Below are 21,153 nucleotides of genomic sequence, written 5' to 3'. Positions count from 1 at the left end.
GCCTAGACTACGCACTCTGAAAGGAGTTGTATGCAACGCTGCCCCTGGTGTGAAGGCTTTGACCTCTACCGCCACTACCACGACACCGAGTGGGGCGTGCCCCTGCGCAGCGACGCGGCCCTGTTTGAGTTGATCAACTTGGAGGGCGCGCAAGCCGGCCTGTCGTGGTCCACGGTGCTCAAGAAACGTGAGAACTACCGCCTGGCGTTTGACCACTTTGATGCAGAAAAAATAGCGCGCTACGACGACCGCAAAGTCGCCGAGTTGCTCGCCAACCCAGGCATCGTGCGCAACCGTTTGAAGGTGGCGGCCACCATCGGCAATGCCAAAGCCTACCTGTCCCTTCAAGCCAGTGGCCAAACTTTCAGCGACTTTGTGTGGCAGTTTGTCGACGGTCAGCCGATTCAGAACCAGCGTCAAAGCCTGAGTGAGGTACCCGCCCAAACCCCCGCCTCAGACGCCATGAGTCGTGCCCTGCTGAAGGCGGGTTTTAAATTTATTGGCAGCACCATTTGCTATGCCTTCATGCAAGCCTCAGGCATGGTCAATGACCATTTGTTGAGCTGCCATCGGCATGCCGCCGTGCAGGTTTAAAGCGCAACCCCAGGGTTGGGCAACACGCCCTCTAAGGTTGGGGTGTTGAGCTTGCGTGGGCTTACCTTGCCGCCTCGCGCCTTGAGCCACTGCTCGGCCACGTCCCACACCATCTTGAGGTTTTGGTTTTTGGCCTCTTCGGCCACGGGGGCCCAGCCCGCCACTTTGTATTGTTTGTGGGCCTCAATGGCTTTGCCTTTGAGGCGCATGTTGTGAATGCGCTGGCCCATGCCTGCGGTGGGGCGGCAGACATACTCGAGCCCTCCGACGCGCACCATGTCGCCGCCTTGCTGGTAATACGGGTCAGGGTTGAAAAGGTTGTCGCACACGTCTTCCAAGATGGTCTTCAAGGTCTCGCCCGTCATTTCGGTCACGGTGGCATACGAGTAGGTGGTGGCGGTCATGTCCATCAACCACTCACGCGTGATGGCTTGGCCTGGCAACAGCGAGGTGCCCCAACGAAAACCCGGTGAAAACGCGATGTCCGCACCTTGCACGTCCATCAGTGCGTCCAACAACAGTTGGTCGCCCGTGCCGTTGAAGTTGCCACGGCGGTACAGCGTGCCTTCGGTGATGGCCAATTTTTCGTTGAGCTTGGCCTCATAAGGCGCACGCACGCGGGTGATGAGTGCGTCCATCTCGGGGTCGGCGGGCAGCATATTGGCAAACACGGGCAACAGCTTGTAGCGGAAGTCGGTGACGTGTTTGTTTTTGACCTCCAAGTCCAGGACCCCCAAAAACTTGCCATTCGAGCCCGCATTGGTGACGATGGTTTTGCCGCCTTTGTTGGCGACCAAGGTGGCCACGGGCATGCCGTCGTGGGTGTGACCACCCAGAATGGCGTCGATGCCGCTCACGCGGCTGGCCATTTTCAAGTCCACGTCCATGCCGTTGTGCGACAGCACCACCACCACCTGCGCACCTTTGGCACGGGCATCGTCGACCATCTTTTGCATGTTCTCGTCTTGGATGCCAAAGGCCCAGTCGGCCACCATGTAGCGCGGGTTCGCAATCGGTGTGTAGGGAAAGGCTTGGCCGATGATGGCGCAGGGCACGCCGTTCATTTCGCGCATCACATAGGGTTTGAACACCGGATCGCCAAAGTCTTGGGTCTTGATGTTTTGCGCCACAAAGTCGACCTTGCCCGCAAAGTCTTTCTCGACAATCTCTTGCACCCGCTCCATGCCGTAGGTGAATTCCCAGTGGCCGGTCATCACGTCCACACCCAGCAACTTGCAAGCGTCGACCATGTCTTGGCCTTGGGTCCACAACGAGGTGGCACTGCCCTGCCAGGTGTCCCCGCCATCAAGCAACAGCGCACCAGGACGCGTGGCTTTGAGACGTTTGACCAAGGTGGCCAAGTGCGCAAAGCCGCCCACTTTGCCGTAGCGACGTGCGGCGGTTTCGAAGTGGAGGTGGCTCATGCCATAGGCCTCGGCACTGCCGGGACGCACGCCCGCTGTCTTGAGCAAATGTTCGCCCACCAAATGCGGCAGTTGCCCCTTCATGCTTCCCACCCCTAAGTTGACACTGGGCTCGCGAAAGTAAATCGGTTTGAGCTGCGCGTGGCAGTCGGTCATGTGCAGAAACGAGACCTGACCAAACTTGGGAATGTTGTAGAGGCCGTCGGCGGCTCGGCCTGCATCAGCTTGGGCAAAGGCTTGCAGGTTGAGGCCCGCCATGCTGCCAGCGCCCAAGACCTGCATGAATTCGCGTTTGGTGAGGTTCATCGCTTGGATGCTGACAGACAGATCAGCGATTGACCGGAGACGCGGGGTCGAGCAACAAGGCCATGAGGTGTTGGATTTGCGCCTCGGTCAAGATGCCTTTGTGACCAAAGCGCGGCATGTTGGAGCAGGCGTTGTAAGCGCGTGCGTTTTGTAATTTGCCCCAGGTGTAGTCCACGATGGGCTTTGCGTCGGCACTGCTGGGGTTGGCCACGCCACGGATCTTGCCGTAGTTGTAGAGGCTCGGGCCCAGGGTGCCGTAGGACAACTCTTCTTGGCTGATCTGGTGGCAGTTGTAGCAATTGCCGCCATTCACCGAGCCTTCTTTGTCGGTCCAGGTTTTGCCAGCGCCACTTTGCGCAATGACTTCGCCTTGTTTCCAGTCTCCCAAAAATTTGCCATCAGTGGGCGGCTGGATGGTGGCCAAGTTGCGCGCTTCGATGGCTTGGGCCATCTTGGGATCCAAGGCCACACCCGTGATGTCTGACTCGGCGCACAGGCGGTTGTCTTCGTCGGGGTGGACTCGGTCCAACTTGGCTTGACCTTCCGCACGAAACGAGCGGGCGATGATGTCTTGGGTGAGTTGGTCCAACTCGGCGCGGGTGGGCATGGGTGTGCTGCATGCAGCCAGCAGGGCAGTGGCCACAGCAACTCCCATCAATGCGTAGATACGGTTCATTTTTTGCGGTTCATGTTGTGCGCGCGCTTAACGCTTGATGGCAGGCGCCGTGGCCTCGCCGCCTTGCGCTGTGACGCCCATGAAGACGCCCAAAGCAATGATGGCTTCGCTGCCAAACAGGGGGTACGGAAAGCGTTGCTGTCGGTAGCAGTCATTCAGCCGAAGCCCCATGCTCCACATCTGCCCGTTGGAGACTCGGTAGGCAGGCCAAGCACCAAAACCGTTGGCAGCGCCTGACGATTGGGTGAGGTTGGGCAGGTCTTGCAAACGAATGCGTTTGTCGTCTTGCGAATGGCAAGTCGCACATGCAAAGTCGTGTGAACCACCGCGCAAGAAAAACAGGCGTTTGCCCACTTCGTACATCTTGCGTTCTTCGATGTGGCTTTGCGGCAAATTGAACTTCATGCCTTTGGATTCGGCAGATACCCAGGTGGCGATCGCGGTGACGTTGTTTTGCTCGTCCTTGCCAAACGGTGTTTTGGCAATGGCATCGGCATTGAAGCCTTGCAGGGCTTGCATGCAGGTGAGCAAACGTGACTCCAGGTCTTGGACCCGGCCCGTATCGGCAAAGTAACGTGGCAATTCCACCCACGCGCCTTTGACCACGCCTGGACCTTTGCCCAAATTGCATTGTTCGAGCGACGCGTTTTTAGGGCCACGCTTTTGCTTCCACAGGTCTTCGCCTTTGGCTTCAAATAAGTCGGCGGGGTTGCCGTCTTGCAGCATGGCACGGTATTGGGCAATGCTGTCGGCCGCTGACTTTTGCGCCATGGCAGAGCCCGTCAGCGCCAGCAACCCCAACGCTCCTCCCCACTGCATGCAAGCGCACAGACCCCATACGAACAACTTAGACATGGCGTGGTGTGTGTGGCAGTTCATCAAGACACGGTGGCTTCGTCGGTGCGACTCTCGCCTTTGTTGTCGCGCCAGGTGATGGCCACTTTGTCACCCGCCTTGGCACCTTTGATGGTGAATTGCAAGTACGGGTTTTTGGACACGGCGGGGCCCCACTCGGCCGTCAACACCGGCTTGCCGTTGAGGCTGGCGGTCACATCTTGGATGTGCCACGCGGGAATGGTCTTGCCGTTGGGGTCTTTGCGTTGACCGGACTCCATTTCGTGGCTCATGAGCACGCGAATGGTGGCGTTGCCGCCGGCAGCTTGTGCGCGAATGCGCATGGGATCTGACATGTGTGTTCCTCAATTCTGTGTGGATCAGCCGCCGCAGCCGCCGAGGGTGACTTTGACGTCCTTCTTGGCAAAGAAGGCTTTGCCGTCTTGGGTGATCGCCACGGCATACACGTCCGAAGACTGGCCCATCTTGGAGCGGGTGGAAAACGTGGCTTCAATGTCGGGCGACACGTTGAACATGGCCACCAAAGGGGCTGGATTCTTTTCCACCAAGAGCAAGACCCGTTTGACTTGAGACAGCGAGGTGCCGACCACCAAAGGCACGACAGCGCCGTTCTCGGCAATGTCTGGACCGGTGATGGTCACGTCTTTGCTTTCTACGGGGGCAGAGCCGCCCATGGCTTTGACAGCCTCGGCAATCGTTTTGGCATCGAAGGCCGCTTTGTCAAACGCTTGGGCGTAGTGAGGGAACAGGCCGGTAGAGGCCAAGAGACCTGCCACAACAGCGCTGCGCTGAAGGGTCTCGCGTCGGGTTTGCATGAATTTCTCCTGGTGCAGTTTGGGGGTCATTTTGCCGTAAGGTCAATGTCCCAACAAACCACAGCGCCTTTGCCCTCCTAAGGGGTGGATCAAACTTGAACCTATTTCGGCGGCTTGAGCCTGCACTTAGCGGGTTACAGCCAACAGGGTCTGTGGGTCATTGCATCGCTGCACCACACGGCGTGCATCACACCCGATGGAGCAGTTAAAGTAGGCACTCTGACTCACATTCCTGACTTGTAAGAGGTCTTCATGAACACACGCACTGCCCTTCAGCTGGCTCGCTGGACTGCCCTGACATTGGCTTGCATCGGCGCAGCCCATGCCCAAAGCAAAGAAGAAATTTTGCACACCCGTGCGACCGCCGCCATGTGCGCGAATTGCCATGGCACAGAAGGTCGCACCGTTGAAGGCTCCAGCATTCCTGCCTTGGCGGGCATGCCCAAGGACTACATGGTCTTGCAAATGAAGGCTTTCAAAGAAGGCACCCGTCCTGCCACGGTGATGCACCAGCTCAGCAAGGGATTGACCGATGCACAGATCCTCACCATCGCCAGCTACTACGCTGCCATCCCACGCTGATTCAGGAGTTCACATGAAACGTCGCAGCTTTGTACAAGCCTCTTTGGCCTGGGGTTCTTTGGGAATGGCGGGATGCGCCAGCACAGGGCGCATCCCTGAAAAAGCCCGTGTGGTGGTGATCGGTGGCGGTTATGGTGGCGCAACCGCCGCCAAGTACGTGCGCATGCTCTCGAACTACCAAATCGATGTGGTGCTGATTGAGCCCAATTCAGCATTTGTCTCCTGCCCTATTTCCAACTTGGTGATCGGTGGCAGCAAAACCATGGCAGACATCACCACGCCTTACGACAAGCTCTCCGGCAAACACGGGGTCAACGTGGTGCGCGACCACGTGACGGGCGTTGATGCCGTCAAGAAAACCGTGACCTTGGCCAGCGGGCCCACCATCCGCTACGACAAGCTCGTCATGTCGCCCGGCATCGACCTGATGTTTGGCAGCATCGAAGGTTTGCAAGCTGCCAACGCCTCTGGGCAAATCTTGCATGCTTGGAAAGCCGGCCCAGAAACGCTTGCCTTGCGCCAGCAGCTGGAAGCCATGCCCGATGGTGGCGTGTTTGCCATCACCATTCCTGAAGCGCCCTACCGCTGCCCACCCGGGCCCTATGAGCGTGCCAGCCAGGTGGCGCATTACTTCAAGCAGCACAAGCCGAAGTCGAAGGTGCTGATCTTGGATGCCAACCCAGACGTGACGTCCAAAGGCCCCTTGTTCAAAAAGTTTTGGGCCGACCACTACAAAGGCATCTTGGAGTATGTGCCCCAGCACAAGGTGGTCGCCGTGGATGCCGCCACCAAGACGCTGAAGTTTGAAATTCAAAACGACGTCAAAGCCGATGTGCTCAATGTATTGCCCAGCATGCGTGCCGGCAGCATTGCGGTGCAAACCCAGTTGGCCAATGCCAATGGACGTTGGTGTGGCGTGAACTACTTGACGTTCGAATCGACACAAGCCAAAGACATCCACATCTTGGGTGACTCGATCATGATTGCGCCCTTGATGCCCAAGTCGGGCCACATGGCCAACTCGCATGGCAAGGTCGCCGCCGCCGCCATCGTGGCGCAACTCTCCGACCTGGCGGTCAACCCAGCGCCGTTTTTGAGCAACACCTGCTACAGCTTTGTGAACGACAAGTTGGTGGTGCATGTGGCCTCGCTGCATCAATACGATGTCAAAGAGAACACCTACAAAACCGTGCCTGGCTCTGGCGGCGTGTCCCCAGCCCCCAGCGAATTGGAAGGCGTGTACGCCATGAACTGGGCCCACAACATTTGGGCAGACACCTTGCTGTGAGTTCAGCGGTGTGGTGGGTGACTTGAGCGGCAAGGGTGTGCAGTTTCGGGTTTGCAACAACACCCTGGAAGTTCGCCAGATTGCCCCATCCAAAGTGGTGATGGAAGCCAAGATCGTGCCTTCTGGTGTAGCCGAGGTGGCCCGACTGCAAGCCAAGGAAGGCTTCGCTTACCTCAAACCCTGAGGGTCGTTTGGAGCCTCACGCGTCAGCTGCCGCCATGACGCCGGCTCAGGCCAAGGACTCGGCAATCGCGGTTTGCACCTGCTGCGCGCACGCACGGCGGTGCAGCCCGAAGGTGCTCTGCGGCTGGCCATAGCGCACCACCGCCAACAAAGGCGGCGCACACAAGGTGCGCCACAACGAACCGACCAAGGTGTCTTGCGCGTGGTAACACGGTGCCAGGCTGCGCTGGTGGGTCGCCGCTTCGACAAACTGCAAGGCCACTGGCTGAACAGGCACCTGGGCAGAAATGGCGGCTTGCAACAAGTTGGCATGGAAAGGCAACAGGTTCACGCCGTCGCCCGTGCCACCTTCTGGAAACACCGCCAACACGTCGCCTTGGCGCAAGGCGTCTGCCATGTGGTGCACCAAGCGCATGGCGTCTCGGCTGGAGGAGCGTTCGATGTACAGCGAGCCTCCGCCGGTGGTGAGCACACCCAGCAAGGGCCAGCTGCGGATTTCTGACTTGGCCACAAATCGGCAATGACAAGCGGCGTGCATGACCAAGATGTCCAACCACGAGATGTGGTTGGCCGCCATCAACACCGGTCCCGCCGAGGGATGGCCTTTGACACGCACCTCAATGCCCATGATGGCCAACATGCCGCGAGCCCACACCTCAACGGCGCGGGCTTGTTGTGTGTCAGTGAGTTTGGGAAAGACCGTGCGCACACGCCAATAGCCATAGACCACCCAGCCCAGCACGCGTGCCAACTTGTACAGCGCTTGCAGGGCACGCATGCTCAGGGAATCAGGCCTGGTAGGCGATGCGCCCATCCACCAAGGTGGCTTTGACGCGGGCAGGCAAGGCCATGCCATTCATGTCGAACGCAAACGGGGTGTGCTTGCCTTGGCTGCGCAGCGCGTTGGGCGTGACTTGCCAGTGGACTTCTGGATCAAACACCACCACATCGGCCACCGCACCCACATGCAACTGCCCCAGGCTGGGGTGGTCCGACACGCTGTGCGCCAGCACGCGTGCAGGTTGGGCCGTCAGCACATCCAAGGCACGCAGCAGGCTCACACCCGAGCCTTGGGCCCACTTGAGGGCCAGGCTCAGCAGCAACTCCAGCCCTGTGGCCCCAGGCTCAGCCTCGGCAAAGGGCAGGGCTTTGGCGTCCACGTCGACCGGGGTGTGGTCCGACACCAAGGCGTCCAAGGTGCCATCGGCCAAGGCGGCACGCAAAGCGTCGCGGTCACGCTGTTGGCGCAGCACGGGCGTCACACGGGCACGGCTGTCAAAGTAACCCACGTCGTGGTCGGTCAGGTGCAGCGAGTTGATGCTGACATCGGCGGAGACCGCCAGCCCTTCGGCTTTGGCTGCCCGCACCAATTCAACGCCCTCAGCGCTGGAGATGCGACACAGATGGACCCGGGCTTTGGTGGCGCGCATGAGGGCAAAGATGGTGTGCAAGGCAATGGTTTCAGCCGCCACCGGCACGCCACTCAAGCCCAGACGGGTGGCCAGTGCACCACTGGCCGCCACGCCTTTGCCCAGATGCAGTTCTTGGGGCCGCAGCCACACGGTGTAGCCATAAGTGGCCGCGTATTGCAGCGCACGTTGCAGCACCTGGGTGTTGGCCAAGGCCACTTCGGCTTGGCTGAAACCCACGCAACCGGCTTGGGTGAGCTCCACCATCTCGGTCAACACTTCGCCTTGTAGGCCTCGGGTCAGCGCACCGAGGGGGAACACGCGGGCGCGGTGCAGTTTGTCTGCACGAAAGCGCAGCATTTCCACCAAGCCAGGCTCGTCGAGCACCGGGTCGGTGTCGGGCGGGCAAACCAAGCTGGTCACACCCCCAGCCACAGCAGCGTTGAGTTCGGAGTCAAGCATGCCTTCGTGCTCATACCCGGGCTCGCGCAAGCGCACTTGCAGGTCCACCAAGCCAGGCGCCACGATGCAGCCTGTGGCGTCGATGCGTTGCTCGGGGGAGAAGCCTTCAGGCAAGGACTCGCCCGCTTGGACGATGGCCACGATGCGGCCGCCCGCCACCGCCACATCGGCGGTTTGGTCGAGGCCAGAGGCTGGGTCGATCACGCGACCGTGTTGAATCAGGATGTTCATGCTTCATTCCCCGCCACGATGGACATGACCGCCATGCGCACGGCAATGCCAAACGTCACCTGCGACAAGATCACGCTTTGCGGGCCGTCGACCACCGCCGAGTCGATCTCGACGCCTCGGTTGATCGGGCCTGGGTGCATGACGATGGCGTCGGGTTTGGCCAGTTGGAGTTTCTCTGGCGTGAGGCCAAAGGCTTTGAAATATTCTTGGCTGGAGGGCAGCAAGGCACCGCTCATGCGTTCGTTTTGCAAGCGCAAGGTGATCACCACATCGCAGCCACGGATGCCGTCTTCGAGGTTGTTGAACACCTTGACGCCCATCTGCGCCAAGTCGCCTGGTACCAAGGTCTTGGGACCGACCACCCGCACCTCGGCACAACCCAGGGTGGTGAGTGCGTGGATGTCCGAGCGTGCCACCCGCGAGTGCAGCACGTCGCCCACGATGGCCACGGTGAGGTGGGTGAAGTCTTTTTTGTAGTGCCGGATGGTGTACATGTCCAACAGACCTTGGGTCGGGTGGGCATGACGTCCGTCGCCGGCGTTGACCACGTGCACATGCGGTGCCACGTGTTCGGCAATCAGGTAGGGTGCGCCCGACTCGCTGTGGCGCACCACAAAAATGTCGGCGGCCATGGCGCTCAGGTTGGCAATGGTGTCAAGCAGCGACTCACCCTTGCTGGCCGAAGAGCGTGCGATGTCCAAATTGAACACATCCGCCGACAAGCGCTTGGCGGCAATCTCAAACGTGGTGCGGGTGCGGGTGCTGTTTTCAAAGAACAGGTTGAACACGCTTTTGCCGCGCAGCAGCGGCACTTTTTTGACCTCACGGTCGTTGACCGAGACGAAGTTGGCCGCCGTGTCGAGGATGTGCGTGAGGATGTCACGCGACAAGCCTTCGGTGGAGAGCAAATGGATCAGCTCGCCGTTTTTGTTGAGCTGGGGGTTGCGTTTGTAGAGCATGGCGCGGCTCAAGCTTTCACAGAAAAATTAAATTCACCGGATTCGGTTTTGGCCAGCGCCAGCGACTGGCTGGCGGGCAGTGCCACACGTGCCGCCGCAAAGTCGGCCTGCACCGGCAACTCGCGACCACCGCGGTCCACCAACACGGCCAGCTTGACGCTGGCGGGGCGGCCATAGTCAAACAACTCGTTGAGCACGGCCCGGATGGTGCGCCCGGTGTAGAGCACGTCGTCGAGCACGATCAGGTGCGCGCCGTTGATTTCAAACGGCAATTTGGTTTGACCGCCATCGGCCAGACCGCGTTGGGCAAAGTCATCGCGGTGCATGGCCGACGAGATGCTGCCCGCCTCGCCCTCTAAGCCCAGGTCTTTGTGCAAGCGCGAAGCCAGCCAAGCGCCACCCGAGGTGATGCCCACCAAACGGGTGCCTGGGGTGAGCATGCTGCGCACGCCTTTGAGCAGCTCGACGTACAAGCTCTCCGCGTCTAAAAAAAGGTTTCCACTCATGGGGCAATTTCCCGAAAAAATTGGTTCAAGATGATGCAAGCCGATGCCGCATCGGCGTCTTTGGCACCTTGGCTCAAAGCCTCGGTGGTGCTGTAGCGCTCATCCACCTCAAACACAGGCAGCTGAAAACGGCCATGCAACTGGCGGGCGAATTGGCGCGCTTTGGCGGTGTTGTCGTGCGCGGCACCATCGGGATGAAACGGCACCCCCACCACCAAGGCGTCAGGTTGCCACTCGGCAATGCGCTGGGCAATGGGTGCCCAGCGTGCGTTGCCTTCGGCGTTGACCGTGGCTTGGGGTTGGGCTTCGCGTAAGAACCGACTGCCGTAGGCCACACCGGTGCGCTTGATGCCGAAGTCGAACGCCAAAAAAGACTGCAAGCTGGCGGGCACATCCAGCGCGGGCAGGCTGCTCATGCGTGGCCAACCTCAGAAGACAACATCCACGAGGCCAAGCCCAACAAGCCCATGGCCCGTTCGTAGCGTTGCTCCAGTGGGGTGTCAAAAATCACTGCCAGGTCGGCGCCCACGGTGAGCCAGCTGTTTTCGGCCAACTCCGATTCGAGCTGGCCTTGACCCCAAGCGGAGTAGCCCAAAGAAACCAGGACCCGACGTGGGCCCGCGCCCGTCGACAAGGCTTCGAGCACATCCTTGGAAGTGGTCATCTCCAAACCCCCAGGAATCGTCATGGTCGAGGCATAGATGGATTCTTGGGTCTTGCTGGGCTGTGAGGCAGTCAAGGCAGCTTGCTCAGTGGCTTCGGGCGTGGCCAACATGGCCTCGTGCAACACAAACCCGCGTTCGGTGTGAACCGGTCCGCCTTGCAACACAGGCGCATCGAACAAGTCGGCGCGCATCAAAGGCAGATCGACTTTTTCGAACAAGGCTTTCATGCTCAAGTCACTGGCTTTGTTGATCACCAGTCCCAGTGCGCCCCGCTCGCTGTGCTCGCACAGATAGACCACGGTTTTGGCGAATGTGGCGTCCTCCAGCCCCGGCATGGCAATCAAAAAGTGATGCGTGAGGTTGGTAGGGGCAGAATCGGCGGTCATAGACCAATTTTAAGGGTGAACATGCCAAGCTCTTCCCGCCACACCACCCATGTCCCTGCGGGGCTGATGTGGTTTCGCCGTGACCTGCGCGCCTTTGACAACGCAGCGCTTTACCACGCGCTCAAAACCTGCCAACACGTGCACTGCGTCTTCGTGTTTGACCGTGCCATCTTGGACAGCTTGCCGCGCCAAGACAGGCGGGTGGAGTTCATCCGCGAGTCGCTGGTGACTTTGGACGCAGAACTGCGCGCTGTCGCAGGGGACGCCAAAGCCGGCTTGATCGTGCGCCACGCCTTGGCTGTGGACGACGTCCCTCAATTGGCCAAAGCCTTGGGCGTGCAAGAGGTGTTTGCCAACCACGACGACGAGCCCGAGGCCTTGGCGCGTGACGCCAAGGTGCGCGGCGCCTTGGCCAATGCGGGGATTGGTTTTCAGACCTACAAAGACCATGTGATTTTTGAGCGCAGCGAGGTGCTGACGCAAATGGGCAAGCCCTATGGGGTGTTCACCCCGTACAAAAACGCCTGGCTGCAAAAGGTCAACGACTATTACCTGCGCTCTTACCCGGTGGGCAAGTACGTCAAGGCCTTCGCCCCCAGACCCAAGGCCTACCAGGTGCCCGTTCCCACACTGGCCGAGTTGGGCTTTGAGCCGACCAACTTGAGCAGCTTGCATGTGCCCACCGGCAGCCCGGGTGGCTTGGCTTTGTTTGAAGATTTCTTTGACCGCATGGACCGCTACGACGAGACGCGCAACTTTCCGGCCGTCAAAGGGCCCAGCTACCTCGGTGTGCACCTGCGCTTTGGCACGGTGTCCATTCGCCAGTTGGCATCCACCGGCTACCAGCGCATGTTGGCGGGCTCCAAGGGGGCCGAGGTCTGGTTGTCTGAGTTGATTTGGCGCGATTTCTACCACCAGATCTTGCACCACCACCCACGGGTGGTGAACGCCTCGTTCAAGCCCGAGTACGACGCCATCAAGTGGGAGCACAACAAGCACGCCAAAGAACAGTTTGCCGCGTGGTGCGAAGGACGCACGGGCTACCCCTTGGTCGATGCAGCCATGGCACAGATCAACCAAACCGGCTACATGCACAACCGCTTGCGCATGGTGGTGGCCTGCTTTTTGGTGAAAGATTTGGGGATTGATTGGCGCTGGGGCGAGCGCTACTTTGCCCAGCACTTGAACGACTTTGACTTGGCCGCCAACAACGGCGGCTGGCAATGGGCCAGCTCCAGCGGATGTGACGCGCAACCTTACTTTCGCATCTTCAACCCCATCAGCCAAAGCGAGAAATTTGACCCCGAGGGCAAGTTCATTCGCCGCTACGTGCCGGCTCTTGCCAAACTCTCCAACGCAGCGATCCACGCCCCTTGGTTGGCAAAACCGATGGAACTGCAAGCGGCGGGCTTTCAACTGGGCAAAGACTACCCCGCGCCCATCGTGGACCATGCCGAGGCACGTGCCTTGACCCTGCAACGTTATGCCGTGGTGAAAAAAGAAAAATGAAGATCCAATCTGTGAACGACTTGCGCCGTGTGTATTCGGCCCCCGGCGAACGCGCCGTGAAAAAACAACTCACGCATTTGGACACACACATCCAGCGCTTCATTGCGCTGTCACCGTTTGTGGTGGTCTCCAGCAGCAGTGCCGCCCTGCAAATGGATGCATCTCCACGCGGTGGCGCACCAGGTTTTGTGAAAGTGGGCAACGACACCACGCTGTGGCTGCCCGATGCCTCAGGCAACAACCGGCTCGACACCTTGGAGAACATCATCGCGACCGGGCAAATTGGTTTGCTGTTTTTGATTCCGGGTGTGGACGAAACTTTGCGCGTGAATGGCCATGCCACGGTCAGTGCATCCCCCGCTTTGCTGGCCAAGTTTGCCGATGAGGCACGACCACCCACGACGGTGATTGAAGTGACGGTGCGCGAAGCCTATTTGCACTGCGCCAAAGCCATGATGCGTGCCAAGTTGTGGCAGGCCAGCAGCCAGGTGCCACGCTCGGTGCTGCCCAGCATGGGGCAAATGATCAAAGACCAAGCGGGATTAGAAGAGCCTGCGGAAACCCAAGAGGCCATGGTTCAACGCTACCAAAGCATGCTGTGAAGCTGACCGATCAGCGGCCCTGCTGTTGGGCGTTCAGAAACGGCGACCGGGCGAAAAGTAGAGGCTTAAAACTGAACCATTTCAAAGTCTTCTTTGCGGGCTGCGCACTCAGGGCAAGTCCAATTCATGGGCACTTGCTCCCAAGGCGTGCCAGGGGCAATGCCGTGGTCAGGCGCGCCGGCCTCTTCGTCGTAAATCCATCCACAAATCAGACACATCCAAGTTTTTGACACAGCATTTCTTTCGTCAACGCATAGAATGAAATGCATTGTATAGACGCACCATGACGCCAGATAAAACCCTCATCGCAACCGACGTCACGCTGTCCGACGAAATTGCAACCGCCCCGCCCTGTGTGTTGGTCTTCAATGCCAGCGACCCGTGTGGCGCAGGGGGTTTGAGCGCCGATGTGCTGGCCAGTGCCTCTGTGGGCGCACACGCCCTGCCCGTGGTGACCGGCGCCTACATGCGCGACACCGCAGAAATTTTTGACCATGTGGCTTTTGACGAAGAAGCCGTGGCCGAGCAAGCACGCAGCGTGTTGGAAGACGTCAGCGTGCAAGTGATCAAGGTCGGTTTTTGCGGCAACCCCGAAAACCTCAGCGCCATTGCCGAAATCACCACCGACTACGCCGAAGTGCCTGTGGTGGCCTACATGCCCAATTTGTCGTGGTGGGAAGACGAACACATCGACGCCTATCTGGATGCCTTTCGCGAGCTCATCTTGCCGCAGACCACCGTGCTGGTCGGCAACCACAACACCTTGTGGCGTTGGTTGCTGCCCGAGTGGAACCAAACACGCAGCCCCGGCCCGCGTGACTTGGCGCGCGCTGCTGCCGACGTGGGCGTGCCCTATGTGCTGGTGACAGGCATCAACCATCCCGATCAACAGGTGGAGAACGCCTTGGCCACGGCACACACCGTGATGGTGAGCGAACGCTTTGAGCGCTTTGACGCGGTATTCTCTGGGGCGGGAGACACGTTGAGCATCACCCTGGCAGCCTTGCTGGCCTCTGGCACCGACCTAGAGGCTGCGACCCACGAAGCGCTGAACTTTCTCGACCAAAGCCTCAACAGCGGCTTTCGACCTGGCATGGGCCACCTGCTGCCAGACCGCTTGTTTTGGGCCGAGGCCGAGGACGAAGACACCGATGAGGGCGACGAAAGCCCACCCACTGCAGAAGATTTTTCATTGCCCCGTTTTGAAACCAAACACTGAAACTGACCATGACCGACCTCAACCAAGAACTGTTTGAACGTGCTGCCCGTGTGATTCCTGGCGGCGTGAACTCGCCTGTGCGCGCCTTTCGCGCCGTGGGCGGCACCCCCCGTTTTGTGCAACGGGCACAAGGCGCTTATTTTTGGGATGCCAACGGAAAAAAATACATCGACTACATCGGCTCTTGGGGCCCGATGATCTTGGGCCACGGCAATGCTGCGGTGCTCGAAGCTGTGCAAAAAGCTGCCTTAGACGGCTTTTCGTTTGGCGCACCGACCGAGCGTGAAATTGAACTGGCAGAAGCCATCCTCGCGCACGTCCCTTCCATGGAGATGGTGCGTTTGGTCAGCTCTGGCACCGAAGCGGGCATGAGTGCGTTGCGTCTGGCACGCGGCGCAACCGGGCGCAGCAAGATCATCAAGTTCGAAGGTTGTTACCACGGACATGCCGATGCCTTGTTGGTCAAAGCAGGCTCTGGCTTGGCCACTTTTGGCAACCCCACCAGCGCCGGTGTGCCGCCCGAAGTGGTGCAGCACACGCTGGTGCTCGAGTACAACAACATTCCCCAACTGGAAGAGGCGTTTGCTTTGCACGGCAAAGAGCTGGCGTGTTTGATGATCGAACCTATCGCTGGCAACATGAACTTTGTGCGTGCCTCGGTGCCTTTCATGCAACGCTGCCGCGAGTTGTGCTCGCAATACGGCGCCCTGTTGGTGTTTGACGAAGTCATGACCGGTTTTCGCGTCGCCTTGGGCAGCGCCCAAAGCGTCTACGCCAAGAGCATTCCGGGCTTCAAGCCCGACATCACGGTGTTGGGTAAGGTCATTGGCGGGGGCATGCCCCTCGCGGCGTTTGGCGGCCCGCGCGCCATCATGGAGCAACTCGCCCCCACTGGCCCGGTCTACCAAGCAGGTACTTTGAGTGGCAACCCCGTGGCCACGGCCTGCGGTTTGGCCACGCTCAAAGAAATTTCCAAGCCTGGTTTTTGGGATGGTTTAAGCGCACGCACACGCAGCTTGGTCGATGGTTTGAGTGCGGCTGCCGCACAAGCCGGCGTGCCCTTCAGCGCCGACTGCGAAGGCGGCATGTTTGGCTTTTTCTTGTTGCCTGAATTGCCACACAACTACGCCAAGGTGATGACCAGCGACAGCCCAAAGTTCAACCGACTGTTTCATGGCTTGCTGGACCAAGGCGTCTACATCGCACCCGCGCTGTACGAGGCAGGCTTTGTCAGCGCAGCGCACAGCGAGGCAGACATTGCCGCCACGGTTGACGCAGCGGCTGCCGTGTTCAAACAACTATGAGGCGCAGCCCAGCCCATGTGCTGAGCGTGCTGGCCATGGCCTTGTGCGCCAGTGCATCGGCACCAGCGCTTGACCTGGACCTGCGCAAAGCTTGGATCAACCCCGGCTTTTACTCTTACCACCTGCAGCGCGACAAAGACCTCAACAACGTCAACACTGGCTTGGGGTTTGAGCTGCCGCTCACCGACACCTACTCATTGACGGCAGGTGTGTTTGACAACAGCGACCGCGCCACCTCGCACTATGTGGGCCTGTATGCCATGCCCTACCGCTTGGGGCCCTTCAAGGCGGGCGTGGTGATGGGTGCCTTCAATGGCTACCCCAAGGCCTTTGATGGGGGCTGGTTTCCAGCGGTCATTCCTGTGGTCAGCATGGAAGGTCGGCAGCTGGGGCTCAACGTCAGTTTCGTGCCCACGGTGGGTGACAAACTGCACGGCGCTGTCACGTTTCAATTGAAGTACCGATTCACCGATTAAAGCGCTCATCGCAGACAGTCCGCTGCCATCGCCCAAGTTCTGGCGCCTTGGAGACAGGGGCAGCTAAGGTTTACGAGGATGGTCAGCGGCCACTTCATGGCATACATTGCACAGCAATCACAGCCATGGAGTACCGATGACAACTGCTTCTTTCAAACCAATCACCTCTTTGTTGGGCACAGCTCTGAGTCTGTTGCTGGGCCTGCAGCTGCTCAGCACGCCTGCCCAAGCGGCCCCATCGGGGACCCCCATCAAAGTCGGTGGCACCTTGGCCATGACAGGCCCTTTGTCTGCCACCGCCATGGTGCACAAGTTGGTGGGTGAAATCTACGTGGAAGAACTCAACAAAAAGAATGGTTTGCTGGGTCGTCCTGTGGAATGGATTTTGAAAGACGACCAATCCAAGCCCGACTTGGCCCGCACCTTGTATGAGCAAATTGTCACCGTGGACAAAGCCGATTTGTTGATTGGCCCGTATGCCACTGCCAACATTTTGTCGGCCATGGGCGTGGCGCAACGCTACAACAAAGTGCTGATTCACCACACCTTTGGTATCCCAAGCCTGGCCAAGTACGACATGCAGTTTCCCACCTGGGCCACCGGTGTTGACCCCGCCACCACAGGCCCCAACCTGGTGTTCGACGCATTGGCTGCTGGCCCTAAGCCACCCAAGACCATCGCCATCGTGACGTCTAAATTCCCCTCGGTTCATTTCATGTCGGTGGGTGCGCGTGAGGTTGCCAAGAAGCGTGGCTTGACCGAAGTGCTCTACCTCGAATGGGAATTTGGCAACCGCGACTTCGGCGCCATTGCCAGCCGTTTGAAAGAAGCCAAACCCGACTTCATTTGGGGCGGCGTGATTGCCTTGGAAGGCATTTTGTTGCTGGATGCCATGAAGAAGATCGATTACCCCGCACCGCAAATGTTCCACTTCTTGCCCTCACCCGGCCCGATGCTGAAGTCACCCGACGCCAAAAATGCCTTGGCCATGACCATCTTTGAACAGCATGCCCCCATGACCAGCAACACCGGGGCTGCCGAGTTCGCCAAGATTTTCAATGAGCGCGCTGCCAAAGCCGGGTTGCCCGACACGTTTGTGGACACCCAAGCCGCTGCCTCGTTTGCCGCCTGGCAAGTGCTGGAAGCAGCGGTCACCGCCACCAAGAGTTTGGACGACCGCACCTTGGCGATTTGGTTGAAAAAGAACACCGTCAACACCATCGAAGGCCCCATGCGCTTTGATGGCGTGAACAACTATGGCGATGACGTCAGCAAGATCAAACAAGTGCAAAACGGCGAATGGGTGGTGGTGTGGCCCAAGGCCTATGCCAAGCCTGGCGTGAAGATGCAGCTTCCTTGAGGCCAGAGCACTGAATGCAATTCCCTAGTTTTGAGTTACTCGGACAGTCTTTGCTGTCCGGCCTGTTCATCGGTGGCTTGTACGGTTTGTTGGGTCTGGGTTTGAGCTTGTCCTGGGGCATGCTCAAACAAATCAACCTGGCACACTTTGCCTTGTCTTTCTTTGGCGCCTACCTGACCTACCAGTTGTCGGTGAGTTTTGGCATCGACCCCTTGGTGACCTTGGTCATCATTGCACCGGGCTTCTTTGTGGTCGGCATGGCCATGCACTGGGTGTTTGCCCGCTTCAAAGTCACGCCCTTCAACTCGCTGTTGGTGACCTTTGGCATCACGGTGGTGATTGAAAGCGTGATTCAGTGGGTCTGGACCGCCGACTACCGCAAGCTGGAGTCGCATTACGCGGACATCAAGTTCAAAGTGGGTCTGATGTACATCCCCTTGCCCGAGTTGTTGACCTTGTTGATTTCGGTCGCACTGGCGCTGGCTACGTGGGCGGTGCTGCGCTACACGTCTGTGGGCAAAGCCATGCGCGCCATGTCGGAGAACCCCAAGATGGCAGCGGCGTTTGGTGTCAACGAACCCATGCTCGCACTCTTGCTGTCTGGCGCTGCCTCGGCCTTTGCCGGCGTGGCAGGCGCTTGCTTGGCACTGAGCTTCACCTTGGCTCCCTCGCAAATTTATGCCTGGGTTGGCGTGGTGTTTTCTGCCGTGATGATTGGCGGCTTGGGCAACCCCTTGGGGCCCTTGGTAGCTGGCATTGTGATTGGCATGTCTGAGGCGGCCACCATGGCCATCACCGCGCCCGCCTGGGCGCCGTTGGTGTCCTTCTCTTTGTTGATCTTGGTGCTCTTGTTGCGTCCCGGAAAGATTTGAATGAACAAGCGGCTGATCTGGACTTTTGTGCTGGTGGGTTTGGGGTTGGCGGCCTTGCCGTTGCTCAAACTGCCGGCTTTTTATGAATCGTTTTTGTACCTGATTTTTCACTGGGTGATCTTGGCCACCTCGTGGAATATTTTGTCGGGCTACTCGGGCTATTTTTCGTTTGGCCACGGCGCCTTCTTTGGCTTGGGCATCTACACCACGGCGGTGTTGAGCGGCAAATTTGACTGGCCGTTCCTTTACACCTTGCCGTTTGCGGCGCTGGTGCCTGCACTGTTTGGTGTGGGCTTGGGCGCGGTGGTGTTTCGGTTGCGGCGCTTGCGCGGCGAGCTGTTTGGCTTGCTCACTCTGGCCGTGACTTTTGTGTTGGCGACCATCATCTTGAACACCCCCATCGACGGCGGTCCCGGTGTGTACTTGTCGGCTGTGCCAGTGCCAGAGATTGGCCCTTCGCCGTCTGCCACCTTCTACCTGCTGGCGTTGGCCTTGATGATGGCCACGCTGTGGATCGCTTGCTATGTGTACTACGCCCGGTTGGGCTCGGGCCTGTTTGCCATCCACGACGACGAAGACGTGGCGGAAGTGCAAGGCATTCCCACCCTGCGCTACAAGTTGTTGGCCCTCGGTCTGTCGTGCTCGTTGGCGGGTGTGGCTGGCGGCATCCACGCCATCTTCTTGTCTTACGTGACCGCGGGTGAAGTGTTCAACATCTTGGTGCCCCTCAACGTGGTGCTGATGAGCGTGTTGGGCGGTTCTCGCCACTGGTTTGGTCCGGCCGTGGGTGCTGCGGTGATCACGGCGCTGCTGTATGCCTTCACGGCGGGCGACTACGCCATCTTGGGTCGTGGTGCCATTGGTGTGATTTTGATCGCGGTGATTTTGTTCATGCCCGATGGCATCTTGGGCCAAATCTTGAAGCGTTTCAAACGTGACCGCAAACCTGAAGCTTTGCCTGTGCCCGTGGCCCCCTCCGTGATTGAGGTGCGCGGCGCGGCCGGCGATGACTTGTTGCGCATCGAAGGCGTGTGCAAATCGTTCAGCGGTGTGCACGCCCTGTCAGACGTCAGCTTGACCGTCAAGCGTGGTGAAATTCTGGGTCTGGTAGGCCCCAATGGTTCGGGCAAGTCCACCATGGTCAACGTGATCAGTGGCCTGTTCAAACCCGAGGCAGGCCGCGTGGTGTTTCAAGGCGAAGACCTGATCCCCCTGCCCTCTTACCGTGCCGCCCATGCCGGCATTGCACGCACCTACCAAATTCCGCGCCCCTTCGCCAACCTCACGGTGCTTGAGAACGCGACCTTGGCAGGCATGTTTGGCGGACCCCAGCTGCCACGCAAAGCGGCCGCCGCGCAAGCCATGTATTGGTTGGAGTTTGTCGGCCTGGCTGACCGTGCCAATGCCCTGCCATCTGCGCTCAATTTGCATCAACGCAAATTTTTGGAGCTGGCGCGTGCTTTGTCGTCATCGCCGCGCTTGGTGTTGCTTGACGAGGTGTTGGCGGGCTTGACACCCTCTGAAATCAACCACGCCATCAGCCTGGTGCGTGAAATTCGCGCGCGCGGCTCCACCATCATCTTCATTGAACACAACATGCGTGCGGTGGTCGAGCTGTGCGATCGGCTGATCGTGCTCAACCAAGGCCAGGTGATTGGCAGCGGCCTGCCGCGTGAAGTGATGGAGCAGCCTGCCGTGGTGAACGCTTACCTGGGAACCGCCCATGCTTGAGACACAACCCATCCTCCAAGCCGAGGCACTGCATGTGTCGTATGGCGATGCGCCCGCTCTGTGGGGCGTGGATTTTCATGTCAACGAGGGCGAGTTGGTCTCCATCGTCGGCCCCAACGGGGCGGGCAAAACCACGCTGATGAACACCGTCATGCGCCTGCAACCCGTGCGCTCGGGCAAGCTGGTGTTTCGCGGCGAAGACGTCACCGGTTTGACGGCCAGCCAAATGTGCAACCGCGATGTGTCGATCGTGCCCGAGGGCCGTTTGCTGTTTGGCGGCATGACAGTTGAAGAAAACCTCGACATGGGCTGCTACCGCGCGTTTGCCCGTCCCTTGCGCGCAGATACCTTGGCGCGGGTGTACGACATGTTCCCCATCCTCAAAGAACGTCGCACCCAACTGGCGGGCACTTTGTCGGGCGGACAACAACAGATGGTGGCCTTTGGCCGTGCGCTGATGGCGCATCCGAAGTTGCTGCTGATCGATGAGCCCTCGCTGGGCTTGTCGCCGCTGGTGGTGCAACAGGTGTTTGCAGCGATTGCAGAAATTCATCGCAGCGGTGTGTCGATTTTGTTGATCGAACAAAACGCGGTGCTGGCCTTGAACGTTGCGCAACGGGCCTATGTGCTTGAAGGCGGACGCATTGTCAGCACCGGAGATCCCAAGGTGCTGATGACCCAGCCCCACATTCGTCAAGCTTATTTGGGTGAGAGCGCATAAACCACGAAGGAGAGTTCT

24 protein-coding genes and 1 pseudogene are annotated in these 21,153 nt (G+C 59.2%); 13 read left to right on the top strand and 12 right to left on the bottom strand.

Annotated features, from left to right (window positions below):
- Positions 1 to 30: 30 nt before the first annotated feature.
- Entirely contained in the window at positions 31 to 594 is a 564-nt protein-coding gene (locus tag ACKWJN_RS01520; protein WP_408593859.1) for a DNA-3-methyladenine glycosylase I, read from the top strand.
- Here the strand turns inward: ACKWJN_RS01520 and soxB are convergent.
- From soxB to soxY, 5 genes are read right to left on the bottom strand one after another with little or no spacing between them, the layout of a single operon-like run.
- Entirely contained in the window at positions 591 to 2,324 is a 1,734-nt protein-coding gene (gene soxB / locus ACKWJN_RS01515) for a thiosulfohydrolase SoxB (RefSeq protein WP_408593857.1), read from the bottom strand. The genes ACKWJN_RS01520 and soxB overlap by 4 nt on opposite strands.
- A gap of 22 nt (positions 2,325 to 2,346) precedes the next feature.
- The gene (gene soxX, locus ACKWJN_RS01510; protein WP_408593856.1) at positions 2,347 to 3,000 is read right to left on the bottom strand and encodes a sulfur oxidation c-type cytochrome SoxX; all 654 of its coding nucleotides are present in this window, start codon (positions 2,998 to 3,000) and stop codon (positions 2,347 to 2,349) included.
- A gap of 27 nt (positions 3,001 to 3,027) precedes the next feature.
- A complete protein-coding gene (gene soxA, locus ACKWJN_RS01505) occupies positions 3,028 to 3,819 on the bottom strand; it encodes a sulfur oxidation c-type cytochrome SoxA (protein ID WP_408593877.1) in 792 nt (263 codons plus the stop codon).
- Positions 3,820 to 3,878: 59 nt separating this feature from the next.
- Positions 3,879 to 4,190, bottom strand: coding sequence for a thiosulfate oxidation carrier complex protein SoxZ (gene soxZ, locus ACKWJN_RS01500; protein WP_408593854.1), 312 nt, complete (start codon positions 4,188 to 4,190; stop codon positions 3,879 to 3,881).
- Between the two features lie 24 nt (positions 4,191 to 4,214).
- Positions 4,215 to 4,670: a thiosulfate oxidation carrier protein SoxY gene (gene soxY / locus ACKWJN_RS01495; RefSeq protein WP_408593853.1), complete on the bottom strand. Its 456-nt coding sequence runs from the start codon at positions 4,668 to 4,670 to the stop codon at positions 4,215 to 4,217.
- A gap of 252 nt (positions 4,671 to 4,922) precedes the next feature.
- Between soxY and ACKWJN_RS01490 the strand changes: the two genes are divergently transcribed.
- From ACKWJN_RS01490 to ACKWJN_RS01480, 3 genes and pseudogenes are all read left to right on the top strand, one after another.
- Entirely contained in the window at positions 4,923 to 5,252 is a 330-nt protein-coding gene (locus ACKWJN_RS01490) for a c-type cytochrome (RefSeq protein ID WP_408593852.1), read from the top strand.
- Between the two features lie 13 nt (positions 5,253 to 5,265).
- Complete coding sequence (locus ACKWJN_RS01485) at positions 5,266 to 6,540, top strand: FCSD flavin-binding domain-containing protein (RefSeq protein ID WP_408593850.1); 1,275 nt, start codon at positions 5,266 to 5,268, stop codon at positions 6,538 to 6,540.
- Positions 6,539 to 6,724: pseudogene (locus ACKWJN_RS01480) on the top strand (DsrE family protein); the annotation flags it as partial. The gene ACKWJN_RS01485 and the pseudogene ACKWJN_RS01480, both read left to right, overlap by 2 nt.
- A 45-nt stretch (positions 6,725 to 6,769) precedes the next feature.
- Here ACKWJN_RS01480 and ACKWJN_RS01475 read toward each other — a convergent pair.
- From ACKWJN_RS01475 to ACKWJN_RS01450, 6 genes are read right to left on the bottom strand one after another with little or no spacing between them, the layout of a single operon-like run.
- On the bottom strand, positions 6,770 to 7,501 hold the full coding sequence (locus tag ACKWJN_RS01475) for a lysophospholipid acyltransferase family protein (RefSeq protein ID WP_408593848.1): 732 nt from the start codon (positions 7,499 to 7,501) through the stop codon (positions 6,770 to 6,772).
- Between the two features lie 10 nt (positions 7,502 to 7,511).
- Positions 7,512 to 8,825: a dihydroorotase gene (locus ACKWJN_RS01470; RefSeq protein WP_408593846.1), complete on the bottom strand. Its 1,314-nt coding sequence runs from the start codon at positions 8,823 to 8,825 to the stop codon at positions 7,512 to 7,514.
- Positions 8,822 to 9,784: an aspartate carbamoyltransferase catalytic subunit gene (locus ACKWJN_RS01465; protein WP_408593844.1), complete on the bottom strand. Its 963-nt coding sequence runs from the start codon at positions 9,782 to 9,784 to the stop codon at positions 8,822 to 8,824. Before ACKWJN_RS01465 ends, ACKWJN_RS01470 begins: the two co-directional genes overlap by 4 nt.
- A gap of 8 nt (positions 9,785 to 9,792) precedes the next feature.
- On the bottom strand, positions 9,793 to 10,290 hold the full coding sequence (pyrR, locus tag ACKWJN_RS01460; RefSeq protein ID WP_408593843.1) for a bifunctional pyr operon transcriptional regulator/uracil phosphoribosyltransferase PyrR: 498 nt from the start codon (positions 10,288 to 10,290) through the stop codon (positions 9,793 to 9,795).
- Complete coding sequence (ruvX, locus tag ACKWJN_RS01455; protein ID WP_408593841.1) at positions 10,287 to 10,706, bottom strand: Holliday junction resolvase RuvX; 420 nt, start codon at positions 10,704 to 10,706, stop codon at positions 10,287 to 10,289. Before ruvX ends, pyrR begins: the two co-directional genes overlap by 4 nt.
- Entirely contained in the window at positions 10,703 to 11,341 is a 639-nt protein-coding gene (locus ACKWJN_RS01450; protein ID WP_408593840.1) for a YqgE/AlgH family protein, read from the bottom strand. Before ACKWJN_RS01450 ends, ruvX begins: the two co-directional genes overlap by 4 nt.
- 21 nt (positions 11,342 to 11,362) lie before the next feature.
- On the opposite strand from ACKWJN_RS01450, the gene ACKWJN_RS01445 reads away from it, so the two are divergent.
- Positions 11,363 to 12,850 (top strand): cryptochrome/photolyase family protein, encoded by a 1,488-nt coding sequence (locus ACKWJN_RS01445; protein ID WP_408593838.1) that lies wholly within the window; start codon positions 11,363 to 11,365, stop codon positions 12,848 to 12,850.
- Complete coding sequence (locus tag ACKWJN_RS01440) at positions 12,847 to 13,452, top strand: pyridoxamine 5'-phosphate oxidase family protein (protein WP_408593836.1); 606 nt, start codon at positions 12,847 to 12,849, stop codon at positions 13,450 to 13,452. Before ACKWJN_RS01445 ends, ACKWJN_RS01440 begins: the two co-directional genes overlap by 4 nt.
- A 65-nt stretch (positions 13,453 to 13,517) precedes the next feature.
- Here ACKWJN_RS01440 and ACKWJN_RS01435 read toward each other — a convergent pair whose 3' ends face one another.
- Positions 13,518 to 13,721, bottom strand: a complete 204-nt coding sequence (locus tag ACKWJN_RS01435) for a rubredoxin (protein WP_408593835.1) — start codon at positions 13,719 to 13,721, stop codon at positions 13,518 to 13,520.
- A 14-nt stretch (positions 13,722 to 13,735) separates the two neighbouring features.
- Between ACKWJN_RS01435 and ACKWJN_RS01430 the strand changes: the two genes are divergently transcribed.
- From ACKWJN_RS01430 to ACKWJN_RS01400, 7 genes are all read left to right on the top strand, one after another.
- Positions 13,736 to 14,671 (top strand): hydroxymethylpyrimidine/phosphomethylpyrimidine kinase, encoded by a 936-nt coding sequence (locus ACKWJN_RS01430; RefSeq protein WP_408593833.1) that lies wholly within the window; start codon positions 13,736 to 13,738, stop codon positions 14,669 to 14,671.
- Positions 14,672 to 14,679: 8 nt separating this feature from the next.
- Positions 14,680 to 15,975 (top strand): glutamate-1-semialdehyde 2,1-aminomutase, encoded by a 1,296-nt coding sequence (gene hemL, locus ACKWJN_RS01425; protein WP_408593831.1) that lies wholly within the window; start codon positions 14,680 to 14,682, stop codon positions 15,973 to 15,975.
- On the top strand, positions 15,972 to 16,451 hold the full coding sequence (locus ACKWJN_RS01420) for a hypothetical protein (protein WP_408593829.1): 480 nt from the start codon (positions 15,972 to 15,974) through the stop codon (positions 16,449 to 16,451). Before hemL ends, ACKWJN_RS01420 begins: the two co-directional genes overlap by 4 nt.
- A gap of 136 nt (positions 16,452 to 16,587) precedes the next feature.
- The gene (locus ACKWJN_RS01415; RefSeq protein ID WP_408593827.1) at positions 16,588 to 17,811 is read left to right on the top strand and encodes an amino acid ABC transporter substrate-binding protein; all 1,224 of its coding nucleotides are present in this window, start codon (positions 16,588 to 16,590) and stop codon (positions 17,809 to 17,811) included.
- A 14-nt stretch (positions 17,812 to 17,825) separates the two neighbouring features.
- A complete protein-coding gene (locus ACKWJN_RS01410) occupies positions 17,826 to 18,683 on the top strand; it encodes a branched-chain amino acid ABC transporter permease (RefSeq protein WP_408593825.1) in 858 nt (285 codons plus the stop codon).
- On the top strand, positions 18,684 to 20,414 hold the full coding sequence (locus tag ACKWJN_RS01405) for an ABC transporter permease subunit (RefSeq protein ID WP_408593823.1): 1,731 nt from the start codon (positions 18,684 to 18,686) through the stop codon (positions 20,412 to 20,414).
- A complete protein-coding gene (locus tag ACKWJN_RS01400; protein ID WP_408593821.1) occupies positions 20,407 to 21,135 on the top strand; it encodes an ABC transporter ATP-binding protein in 729 nt (242 codons plus the stop codon). The genes ACKWJN_RS01405 and ACKWJN_RS01400 overlap by 8 nt, the downstream gene beginning before the upstream one ends.
- Positions 21,136 to 21,153 lie beyond the last annotated feature (18 nt).

Source organism: Limnohabitans sp. (assembly GCF_046052825.1).
GTDB lineage: Bacteria > Pseudomonadota > Gammaproteobacteria > Burkholderiales > Burkholderiaceae_C > Limnohabitans.
Note: the sequence above shows the minus strand (reverse complement) of the source record. Positions and strands in the feature narration are given on the sequence as shown.

Bases quoted from the DNA above. Each gene is read 5' to 3' on its own strand.
- ACKWJN_RS01410 (WP_408593825.1), top strand. From the start codon at position 17,826: ATGCAATTCCCTAGTTTTGAGTTACTCGGACAGTCTTTGCTGTCCGGC.
- ACKWJN_RS01420 (WP_408593829.1), top strand. From the start codon at position 15,972: ATGAGGCGCAGCCCAGCCCATGTGCTGAGCGTGCTGGCCATGGCCTTG.
- soxZ (WP_408593854.1), bottom strand. From the start codon at position 4,190: ATGTCAGATCCCATGCGCATTCGCGCACAAGCTGCCGGCGGCAACGCC.
- soxA (WP_408593877.1), bottom strand. From the start codon at position 3,819: ATGCAGTGGGGAGGAGCGTTGGGGTTGCTGGCGCTGACGGGCTCTGCC.
- ruvX (WP_408593841.1), bottom strand. From the start codon at position 10,706: ATGAGCAGCCTGCCCGCGCTGGATGTGCCCGCCAGCTTGCAGTCTTTT.
- ACKWJN_RS01445 (WP_408593838.1), top strand. From the start codon at position 11,363: ATGCCAAGCTCTTCCCGCCACACCACCCATGTCCCTGCGGGGCTGATG.
- ACKWJN_RS01450 (WP_408593840.1), bottom strand. From the start codon at position 11,341: ATGACCGCCGATTCTGCCCCTACCAACCTCACGCATCACTTTTTGATT.
- hemL (WP_408593831.1), top strand. From the start codon at position 14,680: ATGACCGACCTCAACCAAGAACTGTTTGAACGTGCTGCCCGTGTGATT.
- soxB (WP_408593857.1), bottom strand. From the start codon at position 2,324: ATGAACCTCACCAAACGCGAATTCATGCAGGTCTTGGGCGCTGGCAGC.
- ACKWJN_RS01435 (WP_408593835.1), bottom strand. From the start codon at position 13,721: ATGCATTTCATTCTATGCGTTGACGAAAGAAATGCTGTGTCAAAAACT.
- ACKWJN_RS01415 (WP_408593827.1), top strand. From the start codon at position 16,588: ATGACAACTGCTTCTTTCAAACCAATCACCTCTTTGTTGGGCACAGCT.
- ACKWJN_RS01430 (WP_408593833.1), top strand. From the start codon at position 13,736: ATGACGCCAGATAAAACCCTCATCGCAACCGACGTCACGCTGTCCGAC.
- ACKWJN_RS01400 (WP_408593821.1), top strand. From the start codon at position 20,407: ATGCTTGAGACACAACCCATCCTCCAAGCCGAGGCACTGCATGTGTCG.
- ACKWJN_RS01440 (WP_408593836.1), top strand. From the start codon at position 12,847: ATGAAGATCCAATCTGTGAACGACTTGCGCCGTGTGTATTCGGCCCCC.
- soxX (WP_408593856.1), bottom strand. From the start codon at position 3,000: ATGAACCGTATCTACGCATTGATGGGAGTTGCTGTGGCCACTGCCCTG.
- ACKWJN_RS01485 (WP_408593850.1), top strand. From the start codon at position 5,266: ATGAAACGTCGCAGCTTTGTACAAGCCTCTTTGGCCTGGGGTTCTTTG.
- ACKWJN_RS01465 (WP_408593844.1), bottom strand. From the start codon at position 9,784: ATGCTCTACAAACGCAACCCCCAGCTCAACAAAAACGGCGAGCTGATC.
- ACKWJN_RS01490 (WP_408593852.1), top strand. From the start codon at position 4,923: ATGAACACACGCACTGCCCTTCAGCTGGCTCGCTGGACTGCCCTGACA.
- ACKWJN_RS01520 (WP_408593859.1), top strand. From the start codon at position 31: ATGCAACGCTGCCCCTGGTGTGAAGGCTTTGACCTCTACCGCCACTAC.
- ACKWJN_RS01470 (WP_408593846.1), bottom strand. From the start codon at position 8,825: ATGAACATCCTGATTCAACACGGTCGCGTGATCGACCCAGCCTCTGGC.
- ACKWJN_RS01475 (WP_408593848.1), bottom strand. From the start codon at position 7,501: ATGCGTGCCCTGCAAGCGCTGTACAAGTTGGCACGCGTGCTGGGCTGG.
- pyrR (WP_408593843.1), bottom strand. From the start codon at position 10,290: ATGAGTGGAAACCTTTTTTTAGACGCGGAGAGCTTGTACGTCGAGCTG.
- ACKWJN_RS01405 (WP_408593823.1), top strand. From the start codon at position 18,684: ATGAACAAGCGGCTGATCTGGACTTTTGTGCTGGTGGGTTTGGGGTTG.
- soxY (WP_408593853.1), bottom strand. From the start codon at position 4,670: ATGCAAACCCGACGCGAGACCCTTCAGCGCAGCGCTGTTGTGGCAGGT.